An 18,150-nucleotide genomic window follows, 5' to 3' on the forward strand; every position below is an offset into this window, starting at 1 on the left:
TCTGATGCTCGATAAGCTGACAACCGCTCTGGGCTGCCTGCTCCTGTCACTGGCCTGCACCGCCAGCGCCGCCAACGGCAGCCACGCCCTGACCCTGTACGGCGAACCGCCGAAATATCCCGCCGACTTCCAGCACTTCGACTATGTCAATCCCGAAGCCCCCAAGCGCGGCACCCTGCGCCTTTCCGCCTTCGGCAGTTTCGACTCCTTCAACGGCTTCATCAGCCGCGGTACCGCCGCCGACCAGCTGGGACTGATCTACGACACCCTGACGGTCCATTCGCTGGATGAACCCTTTACCGAGTATGGCCTGATCGCCCACAGCATGGAGCAGGCCGAGGACAATACCTGGGTGCGCTTCCACCTGCGCCCCGAGGCCCGCTTCCATGATGGCCAGCCGATTACCGCCAGCGATGTGGTCTTCACCTTCAACACCCTGCTGGAGAAAGGCGCGCCCTTCTACAAGGCCTATTACGGCGATGTAAAGGAGGTGGTGGCCGAGGACGAGCACAGCGTCATCTTTCATTTCACCCACGCTCGCAACCGCGAGCTGCCGCTGGTACTCGGTCAGTTGCCGGTGCTGCCGGAACATTACTGGTCCGAACGCGACTTCAGCCGCACCGGACTGGAACCGCCCCTGGGCAGTGGCCCCTACCGCATCGGCCAGGTACGCCCCGGGCGCACAGTGACCTTCGAGCGGGTCACCGACTACTGGGCAGCGGATCTGCCGGTCCGCCGCGGCTTCTACAATTTCGATCGCATCGTCGTCGACTACTACCGGGATCTGGGTGTGGCCCTGGAGGCCTTCAAGGCCGGCCAGTTCGATTTCAACGAGGAGTTCAGCGCCAAGAACTGGAGCACCGGCTATGACAGCCCGGCGCTCAGCGACGGACGCATCATCAGGGAAGAGATCCCCAACCTGAATACCCGGGGCATGCAGGGCTTCGTGTTCAATCTGCGCAAACCGTATTTCCAGGACGTGCGGGTGCGCAAGGCCATCGCCCTGCTGTTCGACTTCGAATGGGCCAACAGCCGCCTGTTCCATGGCGCCTATGAGCGCAGCTCCAGCTTCTTCGGCAACTCGGAACTGGGCGCCGAAGGCCTGCCCGGTGAAGACGAGCTGGCCCTGCTCGAGCCCCTGCGCGAGCAACTGCCCGCCGAGGTGTTCGGCCCGGCCTATGTCCCTCCGGTCACCGATGGCAGTGGCAACATCCGCGATCAGCGCCGCCAGGCCTACGAGCTGCTGCAGGAGGCCGGCTGGCGGATCGAGAATGATCAACTGGTCAATGCCGATGGCGAGCAGCTGAGCTTCGAATTCCTGCTCATCCAGGCGGATTTCGAGCGGGTGCTGCTGCCCTTCAAGCGCAACCTGGCCTCGCTGGGCATCGACATGCAGCTGCGCCGCATCGATGTGTCGCAATACGTCAATCGCCTGCGTTCCCGCGACTTCGACATGGTGGTCACCAGCTTTGCCCAGTCCAACTCGCCGGGCAACGAACAGCGCGAGTACTGGCACTCCTCCAGCGCCGACAATCCAGGCAGCCGCAATCTCATGGGGCTGCGTGATCCGGCCATCGATCAGTTGGTTGAAGGGCTCATCCAGGCCGATTCCCGAGCCGAGCTGATCACTTACACCCGTGCGCTGGACCGGGTGCTGCGGGCCGGCCACTACCTGATACCCAACTACCACACCAGCGTGTACCGGGTGGCCTACTGGAACAAGTTCGCCCACCCCGAGCAGCCACCGAAGTACGACCTGGGCCTCTACACCTGGTGGGCTACCGAGGAAGGCACCCAGCCCGCCCCGGTGCTGCTGCCCGAACCCGAGCAGGAGCCCTAAGCCATGCTGGCCTACATCATTCGGCGTCTGCTGCTGATCATTCCCACCCTGTTCGGCATCCTGATGATCAACTTCCTGATCATCCAGGCCGCCCCGGGCGGCCCGGTGGAACAGATGATCGCCAACCTCGAGGGCTTCGAGGGCGCCACCAGCCGTATTTCCGGCAGCATGCACGCGGAGGTCGCCAGCGGCAGCAGCTACCGCGGCGCCCAGGGGCTGGATCCTGAGATCATCGCCGAGATCGAGCGCATGTACGGCTTCGACAAGCCGGCCCATGAGCGCTTCTGGCTCATGATCAAGGGCTACCTGACCTTCGATTTCGGCGACAGCTTCTTCCGTGATGCCAGCGTCATCGATCTGATCATCGAGAAGATGCCGGTGTCCATTTCCCTCGGCCTGTGGACCACCCTGCTAACCTATCTGATCTCCATCCCCCTGGGCATCCGCAAGGCCATCCGCCACGGCTCGGCCTTCGATGTCTGGACCAGCTCGCTGATCATCGTCGGCTACGCCATTCCCGGCTTCCTGCTGGCCATTCTGCTGATCGTGCTGTTTGCCGGCGGCAGCTACTTCGACTGGTTCCCCCTGCGCGGGCTGACTTCCAACAACTGGGAGGAATTGAGCACCTGGGGCAAGATCACCGACTACCTCTGGCACCTGGTGCTGCCGATCACCGCCATGGTCATCGGCAGCTTCGCCACCCTGACCATGCTGACCAAGAACTGCTTCCTCGACGAGATCGGCAAGCAGTACGTGGTCACTGCCCGCGCCAAGGGCCTGTCGGAAAACCGCGTGCTCTACGGCCACGTGTTCCGCAACGCCATGCTGCTGATCATCGCCGGCTTCCCGGCAGCCCTGATCAGCGTATTCTTCACCGGTGCCCTGCTGATCGAGGTGATCTTCTCCCTCGACGGCCTTGGCCTGCTCGGCTTCGAGGCGGCCATCAACCGGGACTACCCGCTGATGTTCGGCACCCTGTACATCTTCACCCTGCTCGGGCTGGTGGTGAAGCTGATCGGTGACATCGCCTATACCCTGGTCGATCCGCGCATCGACTTCGAAAGCCGGGAGGGTTGAGCATGTCACGTTTCAAATTGTCTCCGCTCAACCAGCGCCGCTTTGCCCGCTTCCGCGCCAACCGCCGCGGCTGGTGGTCGCTGCACATCTTCCTGGTGCTGTTCGTCCTCAGCCTGGGTGCCGAGCTGATCGCCAACGACAAGCCGCTGGTGGTCGGCTACCAGGACGAGCTGTACTTCCCGGTGTTCAAGCGCTATGCCGAAACCGAGTTCGGCGGTGAGTTTCCCATCGAGGCCGACTACCGCAGCCCCTATGTGCGCGAGCTGATCGAGGAGGCCGGTGGCTGGATGCTGTGGCCGCCGATTCCCTACAGCTACGGCACCATCAACTACGATCTGCAGGTTCCGGCACCGGCACCGCCCTCGGCGGACAACTGGCTGGGTACCGACGATCAGGCTCGGGACGTGCTGGCCCGGGTGATCTACGGCTTCCGCATCTCGGTACTCTTTGCCCTGACCCTGACCATCCTCAGCTCCATCATCGGGGTGGTGGCCGGGGCCATCCAGGGCTTCTACGGCGGGCGCATCGACCTGTTCGGGCAGCGTTTCATCGAGGTCTGGTCGGGACTGCCGGTGCTCTACCTGCTGATCATCCTGGCCAGCTTCGTGCAGCCCAACTTCTGGTGGCTGCTGGGCATCATGCTGCTGTTCTCCTGGATGGCACTGGTGGATGTGGTGCGCGCCGAATTTCTGCGTGGGCGCAACCTGGAGTACGTGCGCGCGGCCCGCGCCCTGGGCGCCGGCAACGGTACCATCATGTTCCGCCACATACTGCCCAACGCCATGGTCGCCACCCTGACCTTCTTCCCCTTCATTCTCACCGGCGGGGTGATCACCCTGACCTCGCTCGACTTTCTGGGCTTCGGTCTCCCGCCCGGCTCGCCCTCACTGGGTGAGCTGATCGCCCAGGGCAAGGCCAATCTGCAGGCGCCCTGGCTGGGCATCACCGCCTTCGTCGTGCTGTCGGTGATGCTGTCGCTGCTGGTATTCATCGGCGAAGCCCTACGCGATGCCTTCGACCCGAGGAAATGACATGACCGAGCCATTGATACGGATCGACAACCTCAGTGTGGCCTTCCGCACCGAGCGCGAGGAAACCCTGGCAGTACGTGGCGTGAGCTTCGATATCCAGCCCGGGCAGACCCTGGCGCTGGTCGGCGAGAGCGGTTCGGGAAAGTCGGTGACCGCCCACTCCATCCTGCGCCTGCTGCCCTACTCCCAGGCCCGCCACCCCAGTGGGCGCATTCTCTATCAGGGCAAGGACCTGCTGGCGATGAGTGAGAAGCAGCTGCGCAAGGTGCGCGGCAACCGCATCTCGATGATCTTCCAGGAGCCGATGAGTTCGCTGAACCCGCTGCACACCATCGAGCGGCAGATCAGCGAGGTGCTGTTCCTGCACAAGGGGCTGGACAAGAAGGCTGCCCGCGTCCGCACGCTGGAGCTGCTGGAGCTGGTCGGCATCCCCGAGCCGGGCAAGCGTCTGGGGGCCTACCCCCACGAGCTGTCCGGTGGCCAGCGACAGCGGGTGATGATCGCCATGGCCCTGGCCAACGAGCCGGAGCTGCTGATTGCCGACGAGCCGACCACCGCACTGGACGTGACGGTGCAGCAGAAGATCCTCGAACTGCTGCAGTCGCTGCAGCAGAAGCTGGGCATGGCGCTGTTACTGATCAGTCACGATCTGAACCTGGTACGCAAAATTGCTCACCGAGTATGTGTCATGTACCGCGGTGAGGTCGTCGAAGAGAATGATTGTGCCGAACTGTTCGCCAATCCGCAGCACGAGTACACCCGTCAGCTGATTGCCGCCGACCCGTCCGGCGCCCCGGTGGAAGTGCAACCGGATGCGCCCGTGGTGATGCGCGCCGAGCAGCTGCGGGTCTGGTTCCCGATCCGCAAGGGCGTGTTCAAGCGCACCGTGGGTCACATCAAGGCAGTGACCGATGCCAGCTTTACCCTGCAGTCGGGGCAGACCCTGGGTATCGTCGGCGAAAGTGGTTCGGGCAAGACCACCCTGGGCCTGGCGCTGCTGCGTCTGGTCGAGAGCCAGGGCCTGATAGAATGCAACGGTCAGCGCCTGGATGGACTGGGCCAGAAGGCGGTACGCCCTGCCCGGCGCCAGTTCCAGGTGGTGTTCCAGGACCCCTTCGGCAGTCTGAGTCCGCGCATGTCGGTGGAGCAGATCATCAGCGAAGGGCTGGAGCTGCACCGCATCGGCACCGCCGCCGAACGGGAGCAGATGGTGATCAACGCCCTGCGTGAAGTGGGACTGGATCCGGACAGCCGGCATCGCTATCCGCACGAGTTTTCCGGCGGGCAGCGCCAGCGGATCGCGATCGCCCGGGCACTGGTGCTCAAGCCGTCGCTGATTTTGCTGGACGAGCCGACCTCGGCACTGGATCGTACTGTGCAGAGCCAGGTGGTGGAGCTGCTGCGGGACCTGCAGCGCAGGCACAATCTGAGCTATCTGTTTATCAGCCACGACCTGGCGGTGGTCAGGGCCCTCAGTCACCAGCTGATGGTCATTCGCCAGGGTGAAATTGTAGAACAGGGGCCGGCGGAGCAGATATTCGCCTCACCGCAACATGACTATACCCGTCAGTTGCTCGAGGCAGCCTTCGCCAACCCGGTATCCGAAAGAACGGCCTCGTTGTGAGGCCCAGAGAAACAGGAAAAGAACATGGGATTTCTTAGCGGAAAGCGCGTACTCATCGTTGGTGTAGCCAGCAAGCTGTCCATTGCCTCGGGCATCGCCGCAGCCATGCACCGCGAAGGTGCCGAGCTGGCCTTCACCTACCAGAACGACAAGCTCAAGGGCCGTGTGGAAGAATTCGCCGCCGGCTGGGGTTCCAGCGCAGACATGTGCTTTCCCTGTGACGTGGCCGACGATGCCCAGATCGAGCAGGTATTCGCCGAGCTGGAGAAGAAGTGGCCCGAGGGCATCGACTGCATCGTTCACTCGGTCGGTTTCGCCCCCGGTGACCAGCTGGATGGCGATTTCACCGAAGTGACCACCCGCGAAGGCTTCAAGATCGCCCACGACATCAGCGCCTACAGCTTCGTCGCCCTGGCCAAGGCCGGCCGTGAAGCCCTGAAGAAGCGCAACGGCAACCTGCTGACCCTGAGCTATCTGGGCGCGGTACGCACCATGCCCAACTACAACGTCATGGGCATGGCCAAGGCCAGCCTGGAAGCCGGTGTACGCTACCTGGCCACCAGCCTCGGCCCAGACGGCATCCGCGTCAACGCCATCTCCGCCGGTCCGATCCGCACCCTGGCCGCCTCCGGCATCAAGAGCTTCCGCAAGATGCTGGCCTACAACGAAGCCCGCACCCCGCTGCGCCGCAACGTCACCATCGAGGAAGTCGGCAACGCCGGTGCCTTCCTCTGCTCCGACCTGGCCTCCGGCATCTCCGGCGAGATCCTGTATGTGGATGGTGGCTTCAACACCACCGCCATGGGCAGCATCGATCAGGAGTGATCCTGACCCCGGGGCGGGCTGGCGCCCGCCATTCGCCCCGGGGGCCGGGGCTCCCACACTAATCCCCGCCCCGCTCTACCCTTCTACCCCACCCCGTAGGAGCAGCGCCCCCGCTGCGAACGGCGTGCAAAGCACGCCCCAGCGCAAGCCAGGACCACCTCTTCCTCACTCCCGGCACTACCGCCACCCCGACCTGTAGGAGCAGCGCCCCGCTGCGAACGGCGTGCACAGCACGCCCCTCCGTTCTGCCCCGGCCCGGGAAAACGGCCCTACTCCCCCAGCACCGACTGAATCACCGGATCCTCCAGATCCCACCCTCCGCCGATAATTGCCGCCAGCTGCACAGTGGCGGCCAGCCGCTGGGCATGGATATCCACCGCCACCCGACGAGCAGCCAGGGTAATATTCTGCGCCGTTACCACTTCCAGGAAAGACACCTGTCCGGCCCGGTAACGGTTGTTCGCCACCCGCTCGTTCTCCTCCGCCAGCTGCAACAACGCCGCCTGCTGTTCGGCCTTCTCGCCGAGGATCTGCAGGGTCGCCAGCACATCTTCCAACTCCCGCAGGCTGTCGATCACCGTCTGCCGATAGAAGGCCGCCTGCTCTTCGTGCCGGGCCACGGCCAGTTCCAGGGCAGCGCTGCGCTGGCCACCGTCCAGCAGGGTCTGGGCCAGGCTCGGGCCCAGTGACCACACCCGCGCCGGGGCATCGAACAGGCCACTGAAACTGCCGCTCTGCACGCCACCCCAGAGATCCAGAGTGACATCCGGCAGCCAGGCGGTGCGGGCCACGCCGATGCGTGCGTTGGCGGCAGCGACCTGGCGCTCAGCCGCCACCACATCGGGGCGCCGGGCGATGAGCGTGGCCGGCAGACTGCGCGGCAGCGTCGGCACGACAGGCAGTGTGCCCTGCTCGGCCAGGCTCAGCTGTACCGGTGCCACGCCGAGCAGCGCCGCCAGGGCATTCTGTTCCCGGGCCCGGGCTGCCTGCAGGTCATACAGGTCGGTGCGCAGGGACTGCAGCTGGGTTTCCGCCTGGATCACATCCGAACGGGCGACTATGCCCGCCTGATACTGGTTGCGGGTCAGGCTGGCGGAGCGCTCGTAGCCGGCCAGGGTATCGCGCAGTATCTCCTGCTGCCGGTCAAGCGCGCGCAGGTTGATATAGGACTCGGCTACCGCCACCTGGAGCGCCAGTCGCACGGCCGCCAGATCCGCGGCGCTGGCCTGCATGCCGGCCTGATCCGCCTCGATGGTGCGTCTTACCCGCCCCCACAGATCCGGCGCCCAACCGACCTGCAGCCGGGCATCGTACTGACTGGCAGTGGAGCGGTCGCTGCCGCCGCTGCGCGTGGCGCCCAGCCCCGCGCCCAGCTCGGGCACCCGCGCGCCCCGGCTCTGGCGCCACTGCGCTTCGGCGGCACGGTAGCGCGCTTCGGCCTGGGCCAGGGTCTGGTTTGCCGTCAGGCTCTGTTCGACCAGCTGGCTGAGTGCCTCGTCATCAAAAGCCGTCCACCAGCTGCCACTGGCCGCCCAGCTGTCCGCCGGCACCGGCTGCCAGCCGTCCTGGTAGCGAAGCTGGGTGGTATCTATGGTATCCGGCGGCACATGATCCGGCCCCAGGGTGCAGGCCGACAGCAGCAGGCAGGCGGAGAGTGACAGTGTGGAAATAGGGATCTTCATGGCGATGCATTCACAGGATCGGCCGGGGTATTCCGGCGGCGCAGCACCCGCTGACGCAGGCGCTCAAGATAGAGGTAGATCACCGGCGTGGTATACAGGGTCAGCAGCTGGCTGACCGCCAGACCGCCGATGATGGCGATGCCCAGGGGTCGGCGCATTTCGGCGCCTTCACCGAACCCGAGCACCAGCGGGACGGCGCCGAGCAACCCGGCCAGGTTGGTCATCAGAATGGGGCGCAGGCGCAGCAGTGCGGCCTGACGGATGGCCGCCTGCGGGGACAGACCGTCCCGGCGCTGCCCCACCAGGGCAAAGTCGATCATCATGATCGCGTTCTTCATCACCACGCCGATCAACAGAAAAAGCCCGAGCAGCGCGATCAGACTGAAGTTGGTTCCGCTCAGTTGCAGTGCCAGCAGCGCACCGACCCCGGCCGAGGGCAGCGTGGAGAGAATGGTCAGCGGGTGCAGGGTGCTTTCATAGAGCACACCCAGCACCAGGTACACCGCCAGCACCACCCACAGCAGCAGCCAGGGCTGATTGAGGTTGACGCTGAAATCCGGGCGGCCGGCGGACGCGGGCACCGTATGCACCGAGGCCGGCAGCATGATCTCGGCGAGCATCCGCTCGATGGCCTGCTCCGCCTCATAGGCAGTCACCCCCGGAGCCAGAGCATAGCCGACGCCGACCGAGGCGAACTGGCCGTCGTGCCGTACCCGGTCACTGGCCATGCCGTAGCCCCAGCTGGCGAAGGTCGACAGCGGAACCCGGCTACCCTCGGCGGTGACTACCTCGACCTGCTCCAGCACGGCAGGATCACTGGTGAATCGCGGGTCCAGCTCCATGACTACCCGATACTGGTTCAGCTCGTCGTAGAGGGTAGCGACCTGGCGCTGTGAGAAGGAGTTGTTCAGCACCGAGGCAATGGTGGCCATGTCCACGCCCAGACGCCGAGCAGCCTCCCGATCGATATCCAGTACCACCTGGCGGGTTTCCTCACCGCCGGCCGCGTCCACATCCACCAGTTCCGGCATTGCCTGCATGGCTTCCGACACCCGTCGTGACCACAGCTTGAGTGCATCCAGCGAGTCCGAGCGCAGCACCACCTCATGCTCGCTGCGACGGAAGGGTGAACCCAGGTAGATATCCTGATCGACCATGAGGAACATCATCGCCCCCGGGATCTGCGGGGTGCCGTTGCGCAGGCGTTCGATCACCTGCTGGGCCGACACGCCGCGCTCCTCCAGCGGCTTGAGATTGATCGACAGCTGGGCGTTGGTGGTGCCACCGGCGCCGCCGCTGGTGCCGGTCAGATCCTGTACCGCCGGGTCGGCCAGGATGTGCTGGCGGAAGGCATCTATCTTCGGCTGCATGACCTGGAAGGAGAAGCCGTCATCCCCGCGCACGAATCCGCGAATCTGCCCGGTGTCCTGCTGTGGCAGGGTTTCCTTGGTGATGTTCACGTACAGCCAGGCGTTGCCGGCAACCACCGCCGCCAGCGCCAGCAACACCAGCACGCCGTGGCGCAGACTCCAATCCAGGCTGCTGCGGTAGCCATCCTGCAGCCCGCCGAACAGGCTGGCGGTATAGCGGGCCAGACGACCCGGCGACTGCTCCTGCCGCCCCTTGAGCCAGAGCGCGCAGAGGCTCGGCGTCACCGTCAGGGAGACCAGCAGGGAGATCAGCATGGCCGCCGCCAGGGTGATGGAGAACTCCCGGAACAGACGTTCCACCACCCCGCCCATGAACAGGATGGACACGAATACCACCACCAGCGCCAGGTTCATTGCCAGCAGGGTAAATCCCACCTCGCCGGCCCCCCGAAGGGCGGCACGCAGCGGCGGCAGACCGCTTTCGATATGCCGCTCGACGTTCTCCAGCACCACTATGGCATCGTCCACCACCAGCCCGGCGGCAACAATCAGCGCCATCAGCGACAGGTTGTTCAGCGAGAAGCCGTACAGGTACATCACCACGAAGCTGCCGACCAGGGATACCGGCAGGGCCACCGACGGAATCAGTGCGGTGCGCGCACTGCCGAGGAACAGCCAGACCACCAGTACCACCAGCAGCGAGGCCAGCATCAGGGTGAACTGCGCCTCGTTGAGGGTCGCGCGGATCACCGGCGAGCGATCCATGACCACCGCCAGCTCGCTGTCAGCCGGCATCAGGGCCTGCAGGTGCGGCAACTGCGCATGAATGGCATCTATGGTGCGAACAATATTGGCCCCGCTCTGGCGGCTGATCATCAGGATCACCGCCGGATCATGGTTGTGGAAGCCGCTGGTGTAACGGTTTTCCACCGAGTCGGTCACGGTGGCCAGGTCACCCAGACGGACCACGGCGCCATCGCGGTGGCGGATGACCAGATTGCGGTATTCCTCGGCGGTGCGCAGCGAATCGCTGATGCCCAGCCGCCAGCGATGGGCCTGCTCCTCGACGAATCCCAGCGGATACAGGGCGGTGCTCTGGGTGATGGCGTTGCGGACTTCATCCAGCGCGATGCCGTTGTGCAGCAACGCCCCGGGATCCAGCTGCACCCGCACCGCCGGCAGCGAGGCCCCGGAGACACTGACCTCCCCTACCCCTGCAATCTGCGCCAGCTTCTGCGCCAGGATGGTGGAGGCCGCATCGTAGAGGGCGCTGGAGGCGAGATTGGGCGAGCTCAGCGCCAGGGCCATGATCGGCGCCTGGGACGGGTTGACCTTGCGGTACTGGGGGTTGCCGGGCATGCCCGCGGGCAGCTCGCCGCGCACCGAGTTGATCGCCGCCTGCACCTCTCTGGCCGCCTCGTCGATGTCCCTGTCCAGCTCGAACTGCAGCATGATCTGGGTACTGCCCTGATTGCTGCTGGAGGTGATGGCCACCACGCCTGATATGGCGCCCAGGGCCCGCTCCAGGGGTGTGGCCACGGTGGCGGCCATGCTTTCCGGGCTCGCGCCCGGCAGGCTGGCATTGACCGTGATCACCGGAAAATCCACCTCGGGCAAGGGCGCTACCGGCAGCAACCGCCAGCACAGCAGCCCGCAGGCCAGCAGCGCCAGGGCCAGCAGACAGCTGGCCACAGGTCGACTGACGAACAGGCTGGCCGGGTTCATCCGACCTGCACCCGCACGTCCGGCGCCGGCCCAGGACGCCGACTGAAGCGGTCGAACAGCAGATAGACCACGGGCGTGGTGAACAGCGTAAGCACCTGACTTACCAGCAATCCGCCCACCATCACCAGACCCAGCGGCTGGCGCAGCTCGGCCCCCGAACCGCTGGCCAGCATCAGTGGCAGCGCGCCGAACAGAGCCGCCAGGGTGGTCATCAGGATGGGGCGGAAACGCAGCATGGCGGCGCGGTGGATGGCCTCACGGGGCGCCATGCCCTGGACCCGCTGGGCCTCCAGGGCGAAGTCGACCATCATGATGCCGTTCTTCTTCACCAGCCCGATCAGCAGCACCACCCCGACCACGGCAATCATGTCCAGCGCCCGGCCGGTAAGCAGCAGGGCCAGCAGCGCGCCAACGGTGGCCGAGGGCAAGGTAGACAGAATGGTCAGCGGGTGAATGGTGCTCTCGTAGAGCACCCCCAGCACTATGTACATGGTCAGGATCGCCGCCAGGATCAGCCACAGGCTGTTGGCCAGTGACGCCTGGAAGGCCTGCGCCGCGCCCTGGAAGCGGATCTCGATATCCTCCGGCAGCTGCAGCTGCTGCTGAACCTGCTCGATGGCGTCCACCGCTTGCCCCAGGGAGGTGCCCGCAGCGAGATTGAAGGACACGGTGGCGACCGGGAACTGACCCTGGTGATTGACCATCAGCGGCGTCGCCCGCTGATGCAGGCGGGCGAGACTGGCCAGGGGTATCTGACCACCGGGCGCAGGCACATGGATACTGCGCAGGGCGTCAGGTCCGGCAGCCAGCGCCGGGTCCATCTCCAGTACCACCCGGTACTGGTTGGACTGGGTGAACAGGGTCGAGATCTGGCGCTGACCGAAGGCGTTCTGTAGCACCTGGGCAACGGTGGACACGCTCACACCCAGCCGCGCCGCTGCGTCCCGGTCGATCTCCAGATACAGCTCCTGACCACGGTGCTGCAGATCCGCCGCCACGTCGGTCAGCTCCGGCCGCTCGCGTAACTGCTCGATCACCCTGGGCACCCATTCCCCCAGGGTCTCGCTGTCCAGACTGGTGAGGGTGAATTGGTACTGGGTACGGGCCACCCGGTCCTCGATACTGAGTTCCTGCACCGGCTGGAACCAGGCCTGGATGCCCTCGACCTCGGTGGCCCGGTCCCGCAGCCGGTCTATCACGGTGAACACCGACTCGCTGCGCTCGCTGTGCGGCGGCAGGTTGATGAACATGCGGCCGCTGTTGAGACTGGGATTGGTGCCGTCTACCCCGATGAAGGATGACAGGCTGACCACACCCTCATCGGCCAGCAGCGCCTCGGCCAGCAACTGCTGCCGCTCGCCCATGGCGGCAAAGGAAATATCCTGGGGCGCCTCGGTGACCACCTGAATCACGCCGCTGTCCTGAGCGGGAAAGAAGCCCTTGGGAACCAGGACATAGAGCAGCACCGTCAGTCCTATGGTGGCCAGCATCACCAGCAGCATCAGCGGTTGACGGTCCAGCGCCCAGTCGAGCATCCGGCCGTAACGGCGGATCACCCGCCCCATGAAGCCGGCCCCGTGCTCCTCTGCATCCGCTGTCGAGGTCGAGGTCAGCATGCGCGCGCACATCATCGGCGTCAGGGTCAGGGATACCACCAGAGAAATGGCGATGGCCACCGCCAGGGTGACGGCGAACTCGTGGAACAGTCGACCGACCAGATCGCCCATGAACAGCAGGGGAATCAATACCGCGATCAGGGACAGTGTCAGGGAAATGAGCGTGAAACCGATCTGCGCCGCGCCCCTCAGCGCCGCCTGCAACGGCGAGGCGCCCTGCTCGCGGTGCCTGGCGATGTTCTCCAGCATGACGATGGCATCGTCCACGACGAACCCCGTGGCGATGGTCAGGGCCATCAGGGTCAGGTTGTTGATCGAATAACCCATCAGGTACATGAAGCCGAAGGTGCCCACCAGCGACAGGGGCACGGCGATCCCGGGGATGATGGTCGCCGGTACGCTGCGCAGAAACACGAAGGTCACCAGCACCACCAGGCCGATGGCAAACAGCAGCTCATGCTGGACATCCCGCACCGAGGCGCGGATGCTCTGGGTGCGGTCGGTCAGCACCATGACATCCACCGCCGCCGGCAGGGTCGCAGTCAGCTGCGGCAGCAGCGCCTGCACCCGATCGGCGACCTCGATGACATTGGCCCCGGGCTGACGCTGCACATTGAGCAGCACCGCCGGCTGGGTATCGGCCCAGGCTGCTAGGAAGCGGTCCTCGGCACCATCGATGATCTGTGCCACATCGCCCAGGCGCAGCGCCGCGCCCTCCTCCCAGGCCAGAATCAGGTTGCGGTAGTCATCCACCGAGCGGATCTGGTCGTTGGCATCCAGCATGGTGGTGCGGTGCGGGCCGTCGAAGCTGCCCTTGGGCTGGTTGACGTTGGTCGCGGCAATCGCCGCCCGCACATCTTCCAGGCTCATGCCCCGGGCCGCCAGCGCTCCGGGATTGACCTGCACCCGCAATGCCGGGCGCTGGCCGCCGGCCAGGCTGACCATACCGACACCGGACAACTGGGCCAGCTTCTGCGCCATGCGGGTATCCACCAGGTCGTGAACCACCGGCAGTGGCAGCGTATCCGAGGTGATCGCCAGCGTCAGTATGGGGGCGTCGGCCGGGTTCACCTTGCGGTAGATCGGCGGGGCGGGCAGATCATTGGGCAGCAGGCTGTCGGCAGTGTTGATCGCCGCCTGCACCTCCTGCTCGGCCACGCCCAGATCCACCTCCAGGGCAAACTGCAGGGTGATCACCGAGGCTCCGGCGGAGCTGGTGGAGGACATCTGCTTGAGCCCGGGTATCTGCCCCAGATGCCGTTCCAGAGGCGCGGTAATGGTGCGCGAGGTGACCTTGGGCCCGGCCCCGGGCTGGAAGGTGAATACCTGAATGATGGGATAGTCCACCTGGGGCAATGCCGCCACCGGCAGCAGCCGCCAGGCGATCAGCCCGGTGATCAGAAAGGCCAGCATCAGCAGCGAGGTGGCTACCGGCCGGAGGATGAAGGGGCGGGACAGGCTGTTCATGCCGGCATGCTGTCAGCAGGGTCGAAGTTCATCACTCTCCGTCCCGCTCGCTGATGATCACTTCGCGCCCATCGCGCAGGCGGTCCAGCCCCTCCAGCACCACCAGATCCCCCTCGTCCAGCCCTTCGACCACGGCCACCCGGCCGTCGGCACTGGCCCCGAGGGTGATGACCCGGGAGTAGGCACGGTTCTCCTCCGGGTTGACCAGATACACATAGGTGCCGCGTGAGCCGAACTGCACCGCATCCGAGGGGATGGTGATCACCGAGCTGAGGGTCTGCAGCTTGAGGCTGACATTGACGAACTGGTTGGGGAACAGCGCAGTATCCTCGTTGGCGAACACCGCCTTGGCTCTGAGGGTACCCGTGCCCAGATCGATCTGGCTGTCGAGGGTCTGCAGGCGGCCGCTGGCCAGCAGGTTGCGGCCATCACGGTCCAGGGCCTGCACCGCCAGCTCGCCGTCAGCTGCCATCGCCCGACGCAGGGCCGGGACATCCGGCTCCGGGACGCTGAACTCCACAGCGATGGGGCGCATCTGGGTGATGGTCACCAGCCCCTCGGTATCACCACTGCTGACCTGGTTGCCGGGATCGATGCGTCGCAGACCCAGGCGGCCGGCAATGGGGGCCACGATGCGGGTCCAGGACAACTGCAGCCGCGCATCCTCGACCTGGGCGGTATTGGCCTTGAGACTGCCCTGCAGCTCCTCAACCAGCGCGCGCTGACTGGTCAGCTGCTGGCGGGCGATGGAGTCCTGTTCCCAGAGCCCCTCGTAGAGTTCCAGATCGGCCCGGGCGTTGGCCAGCTGAGCCTGAATCTGCTGGGCCTGCCCTTCGGCCTGGGCCAGGCGGGCCCGGTAGGGGGCCGGGTCGATTTCCGCCAGCAACGCGCCCTGCTCTACCTCGCTGCCTTCGTTGAAGTGCACCCGCAGCAGCTCACCATCGACCCTGCTGCGCACTACCACAGAGTGCAGCGGAGTGACTGTCCCAATGGCCTTGATCTGCACATCGAGACTGCCGCGCGCAGCCGGCACCACATGTACCGGGGTGGCCTGGTTCCACGCGCCCCGCTGAAAAGCCGGCGCAGAAGGCGGCGTACGTGACAGCAGATACCAGATCCCGCCGAGAACCAGGATGAGCAGAAGGATACCGATCAGGCGTTTGTGGCGGACAGACAAGGACGGAGCATCGGTCATGGAAACATGCAAACCCGTAAGTTGGGGGCCAGAGCACATCATGGCCCAATAGCAGCAGCGGAAACAGTAATAGATCGGCCAGCGGCGTGCAAAGGATTCCGTTTACAGGAAGTATCCTTAAGCCCTTGTTTCATGACAGAAAACACACCGGGTCCGGGAGATTGCCGGCAGCCAGGCGACCTGGCACGGATTTACAGGCAAGCAGCTTGAACAAAAAAACCGCATATCCATCGCTGGACATGCGGCTTTCCTGGGAACCGCCCCGTTCAGGGAGGCGGCTGCGCCGGGTTCAGTAGCGCTCTACGTCGGCGTCCTTCTCCAGCGCTTCACGCAGCGCGGCGAAGTCCTGCTCACCGGTCTGGCCGGCGATGTAGTAGCCGTACATCGGTTCCTGCGCCTGGGCGGCAGCCTCCTCGGGGATGGATACGCCGCGCAATTCCACTATCCACTGGCTGCCGTCCGGCTGACGGAAATGCCCGTAGACCGGCGCGCCGTCCGGGCGCGGCATGGTGAACACCTGGCGCAGCAGCGCCTGGGGCACGTCCCGATCATTGCGACCGACCGCTTCGTGCAGGTTCCACTCGGAACCCAGCTGTTCGGCCAGGGCCTCGGCCGTCAGATCACCGGAGCGCAGACCATCGACCAGCTCGCCGGCACGCTGCTCCGCCTGTTCCACCGCCAGCTGGTACTGGAGGCGATCGGCGATCTCGCTGCGTACTTCATCCAGCGAACGCTGCTCGGAAGCGATGTGCTCCTTGACCCGTACCACGGCCACGGTATCGGCATCCAGCTCGATCAGCTGGCTGTTGCGCCGGTCCAGCAGCACTTCCTCGCTGAAGGCCGCCGCCATCACCCGCGGGTTGGCTGTGATGCCCTCGCCACCGCTGCGCTCAAGCGGGCCATGGGTCTCCAGCTCGACGTTCAGCGCACGGGCCGGCTCGCTCAGGTCAGGGGATTCATAAGCAAGATTGGCCAGCTCCTGGGAGGCTTCGACGAAGCGCCGTGCCACCTGCTCGCTTTTGAGCTCCTGCTCCAGGGTCGGCCGCATCTCCTCCAGAGTCGGCACGTCGGCGGACTGCAGCTTGGTCAGTTTGATCAGGTGATAACCGAATTCACTGAGTACCGGCTCGGACACCTCATTCTCGGCCAGGGCATAGAGGGCATCCTCGAAGGCCGGATCGAAGCTGTCACGCTCGACGTAACCCAGATCGCCACCACGGTTGCGGGTACCGGGATCCTGGGAGAACTCCCGGGCCAGCTCGGCAAAATCCTCACCGGCATCAATGCGCGCCTTGACCGCCTCGGCCTGTTCGCGGGCGGCCGCCTCATCACCATCCACCTGGAACAGGATGTGGCTGGCCCGACGCTGCTCGGCCAGATTGCCGATCTCGCGCTGGTACATGGCTTCCAGAGCCGACTCGTCCACTTCAACCTCGTCGAAGAAGTCGCTGCGCGACAGGGTCAGTGTCTCCAGCACGACTTGCTCGGGACTCATGAAGTCAGACAGATTATCCTTGTAGAACTGCTCGATGCGTTCGTCGCTGACGCTCACCGCGTCGCGATCCAGCTCCATCCGCACCACGGCAAAATCACGGCTCTGGTTCTCCAGCAGTGCCAGCTGCTCGCGCTCTCTGGGCGTGGCAAAGGCCGTAGCCTGGAAGCCGTTGCGCAGCTGGGCCAGCATCAGTTCCTGACGCACCAGCTCGCGGAAGGCCATGCGCGAACTCATGCCCATGTTGCGGATGACCACATCGAAGCGGTTGGCGTCGAACTGGCCATTGACCTGGAAGTCCGGCGTGTTGAGCAGCATCTGGTCGATCATCTGCTCGGAGACGCGCAGATCGGCATCCCGGGCAGCGTCCAGCAGCACGGCCCGATCGATCAGCCCCTGCAATACGGAGCGGCGCAACACCTGCTCGTCGATCATGTCGGGATCGAACTGCTCACCCAACTGCTGCAGCTGCTGACTCAGCTGACGACGCTGCTGGGACACGGCCTGCTCCAGCTCGGCGGTGCTGATGACGGTACCATTGACTTCTGCGGCTTTCTGCTCGTTGCTGGTGAAGCGGCTGATCGACTCCCAGCCTGTCATCGCGAAAACCAGAACAATGACGCCGACGATCACTTTCGCGACCCAGCTCTGCGCCTTGTCCCTCATATTCTGAAGCATCGTGCCCCCAAAATTCTTCTGATCGCCCGGCGTGCCGGACAACGCGGCAGGGTCATGCCCTGCCTGTTTATTCTGTGCAATAAAAAAGGCGCACCTGATGATGCGCCTTTCGGGAACTGACTGAACCTCTGTGTCTGTAATGCTGACCAGGAGTCCGTTGCATACCGCACATGGTGCCGGGTGCGGGTATGTCCTGTCAGTTACGTGACGCTATCAGTTGACAGCGTCCTTCAGTGCCTTGCCAGCCTTGAAGCCCGGGATCTTGGCGGCGCTGATCTCGATCGGCTCACCAGTTTGCGGGTTGCGACCGGTGCGAGCAGCGCGCTCTTTGACGGCGAAGGTACCAAAACCAACCAGAACAACCGAATCACCTGCTTTCAGAGCACCGGTAATGGACTCGATGACGGCGTCCAGAGCACGACCGGCAGCAGCTTTGGGAAGATCGGCAGATGCAGCGATGGCATCAATCAGTTCAGACTTGTTCACTCTAAGTCCCCTTATATCTCTCAATGAGTTAGTTAGTCGTTA

The 18,150-nt window shown here is 64.7% G+C and carries 11 protein-coding genes; 5 read left to right on the top strand and 6 right to left on the bottom strand.

The window, feature by feature from the left end; genetic code table 11:
• The first annotated feature begins 4 nt into the window (after positions 1-4).
• From BM046_RS03415 to fabI, 5 genes are read left to right on the top strand one after another with little or no spacing between them, the layout of a single operon-like run.
• Entirely contained in the window at positions 5-1,840 is a 1,836-nt protein-coding gene (locus BM046_RS03415) for an extracellular solute-binding protein (RefSeq protein ID WP_090537023.1), read from the top strand.
• 3 nt (positions 1,841-1,843) lie between these two features.
• Entirely contained in the window at positions 1,844-2,917 is a 1,074-nt protein-coding gene (locus tag BM046_RS03420) for a microcin C ABC transporter permease YejB (RefSeq protein WP_090537025.1), read from the top strand.
• 2 nt (positions 2,918-2,919) lie between these two features.
• Positions 2,920-3,948 carry an ABC transporter permease gene (locus tag BM046_RS03425; RefSeq protein WP_090537027.1) on the top strand — a complete coding sequence of 343 codons (1,029 nt, stop codon included), beginning with the start codon at positions 2,920-2,922 and terminating at the stop codon, positions 3,946-3,948.
• 1 nt (position 3,949) lies between these two features.
• Positions 3,950-5,572: an ABC transporter ATP-binding protein gene (locus BM046_RS03430; protein ID WP_090537029.1), complete on the top strand. Its 1,623-nt coding sequence runs from the start codon at positions 3,950-3,952 to the stop codon at positions 5,570-5,572.
• Between the two features lie 24 nt (positions 5,573-5,596).
• Complete coding sequence (gene fabI, locus BM046_RS03435) at positions 5,597-6,397, top strand: enoyl-ACP reductase FabI (protein WP_090537031.1); 801 nt, start codon at positions 5,597-5,599, stop codon at positions 6,395-6,397.
• A 269-nt stretch (positions 6,398-6,666) separates the two neighbouring features.
• Here fabI and BM046_RS03440 read toward each other — a convergent pair whose 3' ends face one another.
• From BM046_RS03440 to BM046_RS03465, 6 genes are all read right to left on the bottom strand, one after another.
• On the bottom strand, positions 6,667-8,079 hold the full coding sequence (locus tag BM046_RS03440) for an efflux transporter outer membrane subunit (protein WP_090537033.1): 1,413 nt from the start codon (positions 8,077-8,079) through the stop codon (positions 6,667-6,669).
• Positions 8,076-11,174, bottom strand: coding sequence for an efflux RND transporter permease subunit (locus tag BM046_RS03445; protein ID WP_090537035.1), 3,099 nt, complete (start codon positions 11,172-11,174; stop codon positions 8,076-8,078). Before BM046_RS03445 ends, BM046_RS03440 begins: the two co-directional genes overlap by 4 nt.
• The gene (locus tag BM046_RS03450) at positions 11,171-14,257 is read right to left on the bottom strand and encodes a multidrug efflux RND transporter permease subunit (protein WP_090537038.1); all 3,087 of its coding nucleotides are present in this window, start codon (positions 14,255-14,257) and stop codon (positions 11,171-11,173) included. The genes BM046_RS03445 and BM046_RS03450 overlap by 4 nt, the downstream gene beginning before the upstream one ends.
• 31 nt (positions 14,258-14,288) lie before the next feature.
• On the bottom strand, positions 14,289-15,452 hold the full coding sequence (locus tag BM046_RS03455; RefSeq protein ID WP_090537040.1) for an efflux RND transporter periplasmic adaptor subunit: 1,164 nt from the start codon (positions 15,450-15,452) through the stop codon (positions 14,289-14,291).
• Between the two features lie 289 nt (positions 15,453-15,741).
• A complete protein-coding gene (locus tag BM046_RS03460) occupies positions 15,742-17,622 on the bottom strand; it encodes a SurA N-terminal domain-containing protein (protein WP_090537042.1) in 1,881 nt (626 codons plus the stop codon).
• A gap of 213 nt (positions 17,623-17,835) precedes the next feature.
• Positions 17,836-18,108, bottom strand: a complete 273-nt coding sequence (locus BM046_RS03465) for an HU family DNA-binding protein (RefSeq protein ID WP_090537044.1) — start codon at positions 18,106-18,108, stop codon at positions 17,836-17,838.
• Positions 18,109-18,150: the final 42 nt, after the last annotated feature.

The sequence above is a fragment of the Halopseudomonas formosensis genome, assembly GCF_900115905.1.
Classification (GTDB): domain Bacteria; phylum Pseudomonadota; class Gammaproteobacteria; order Pseudomonadales; family Pseudomonadaceae; genus Halopseudomonas; species Halopseudomonas formosensis.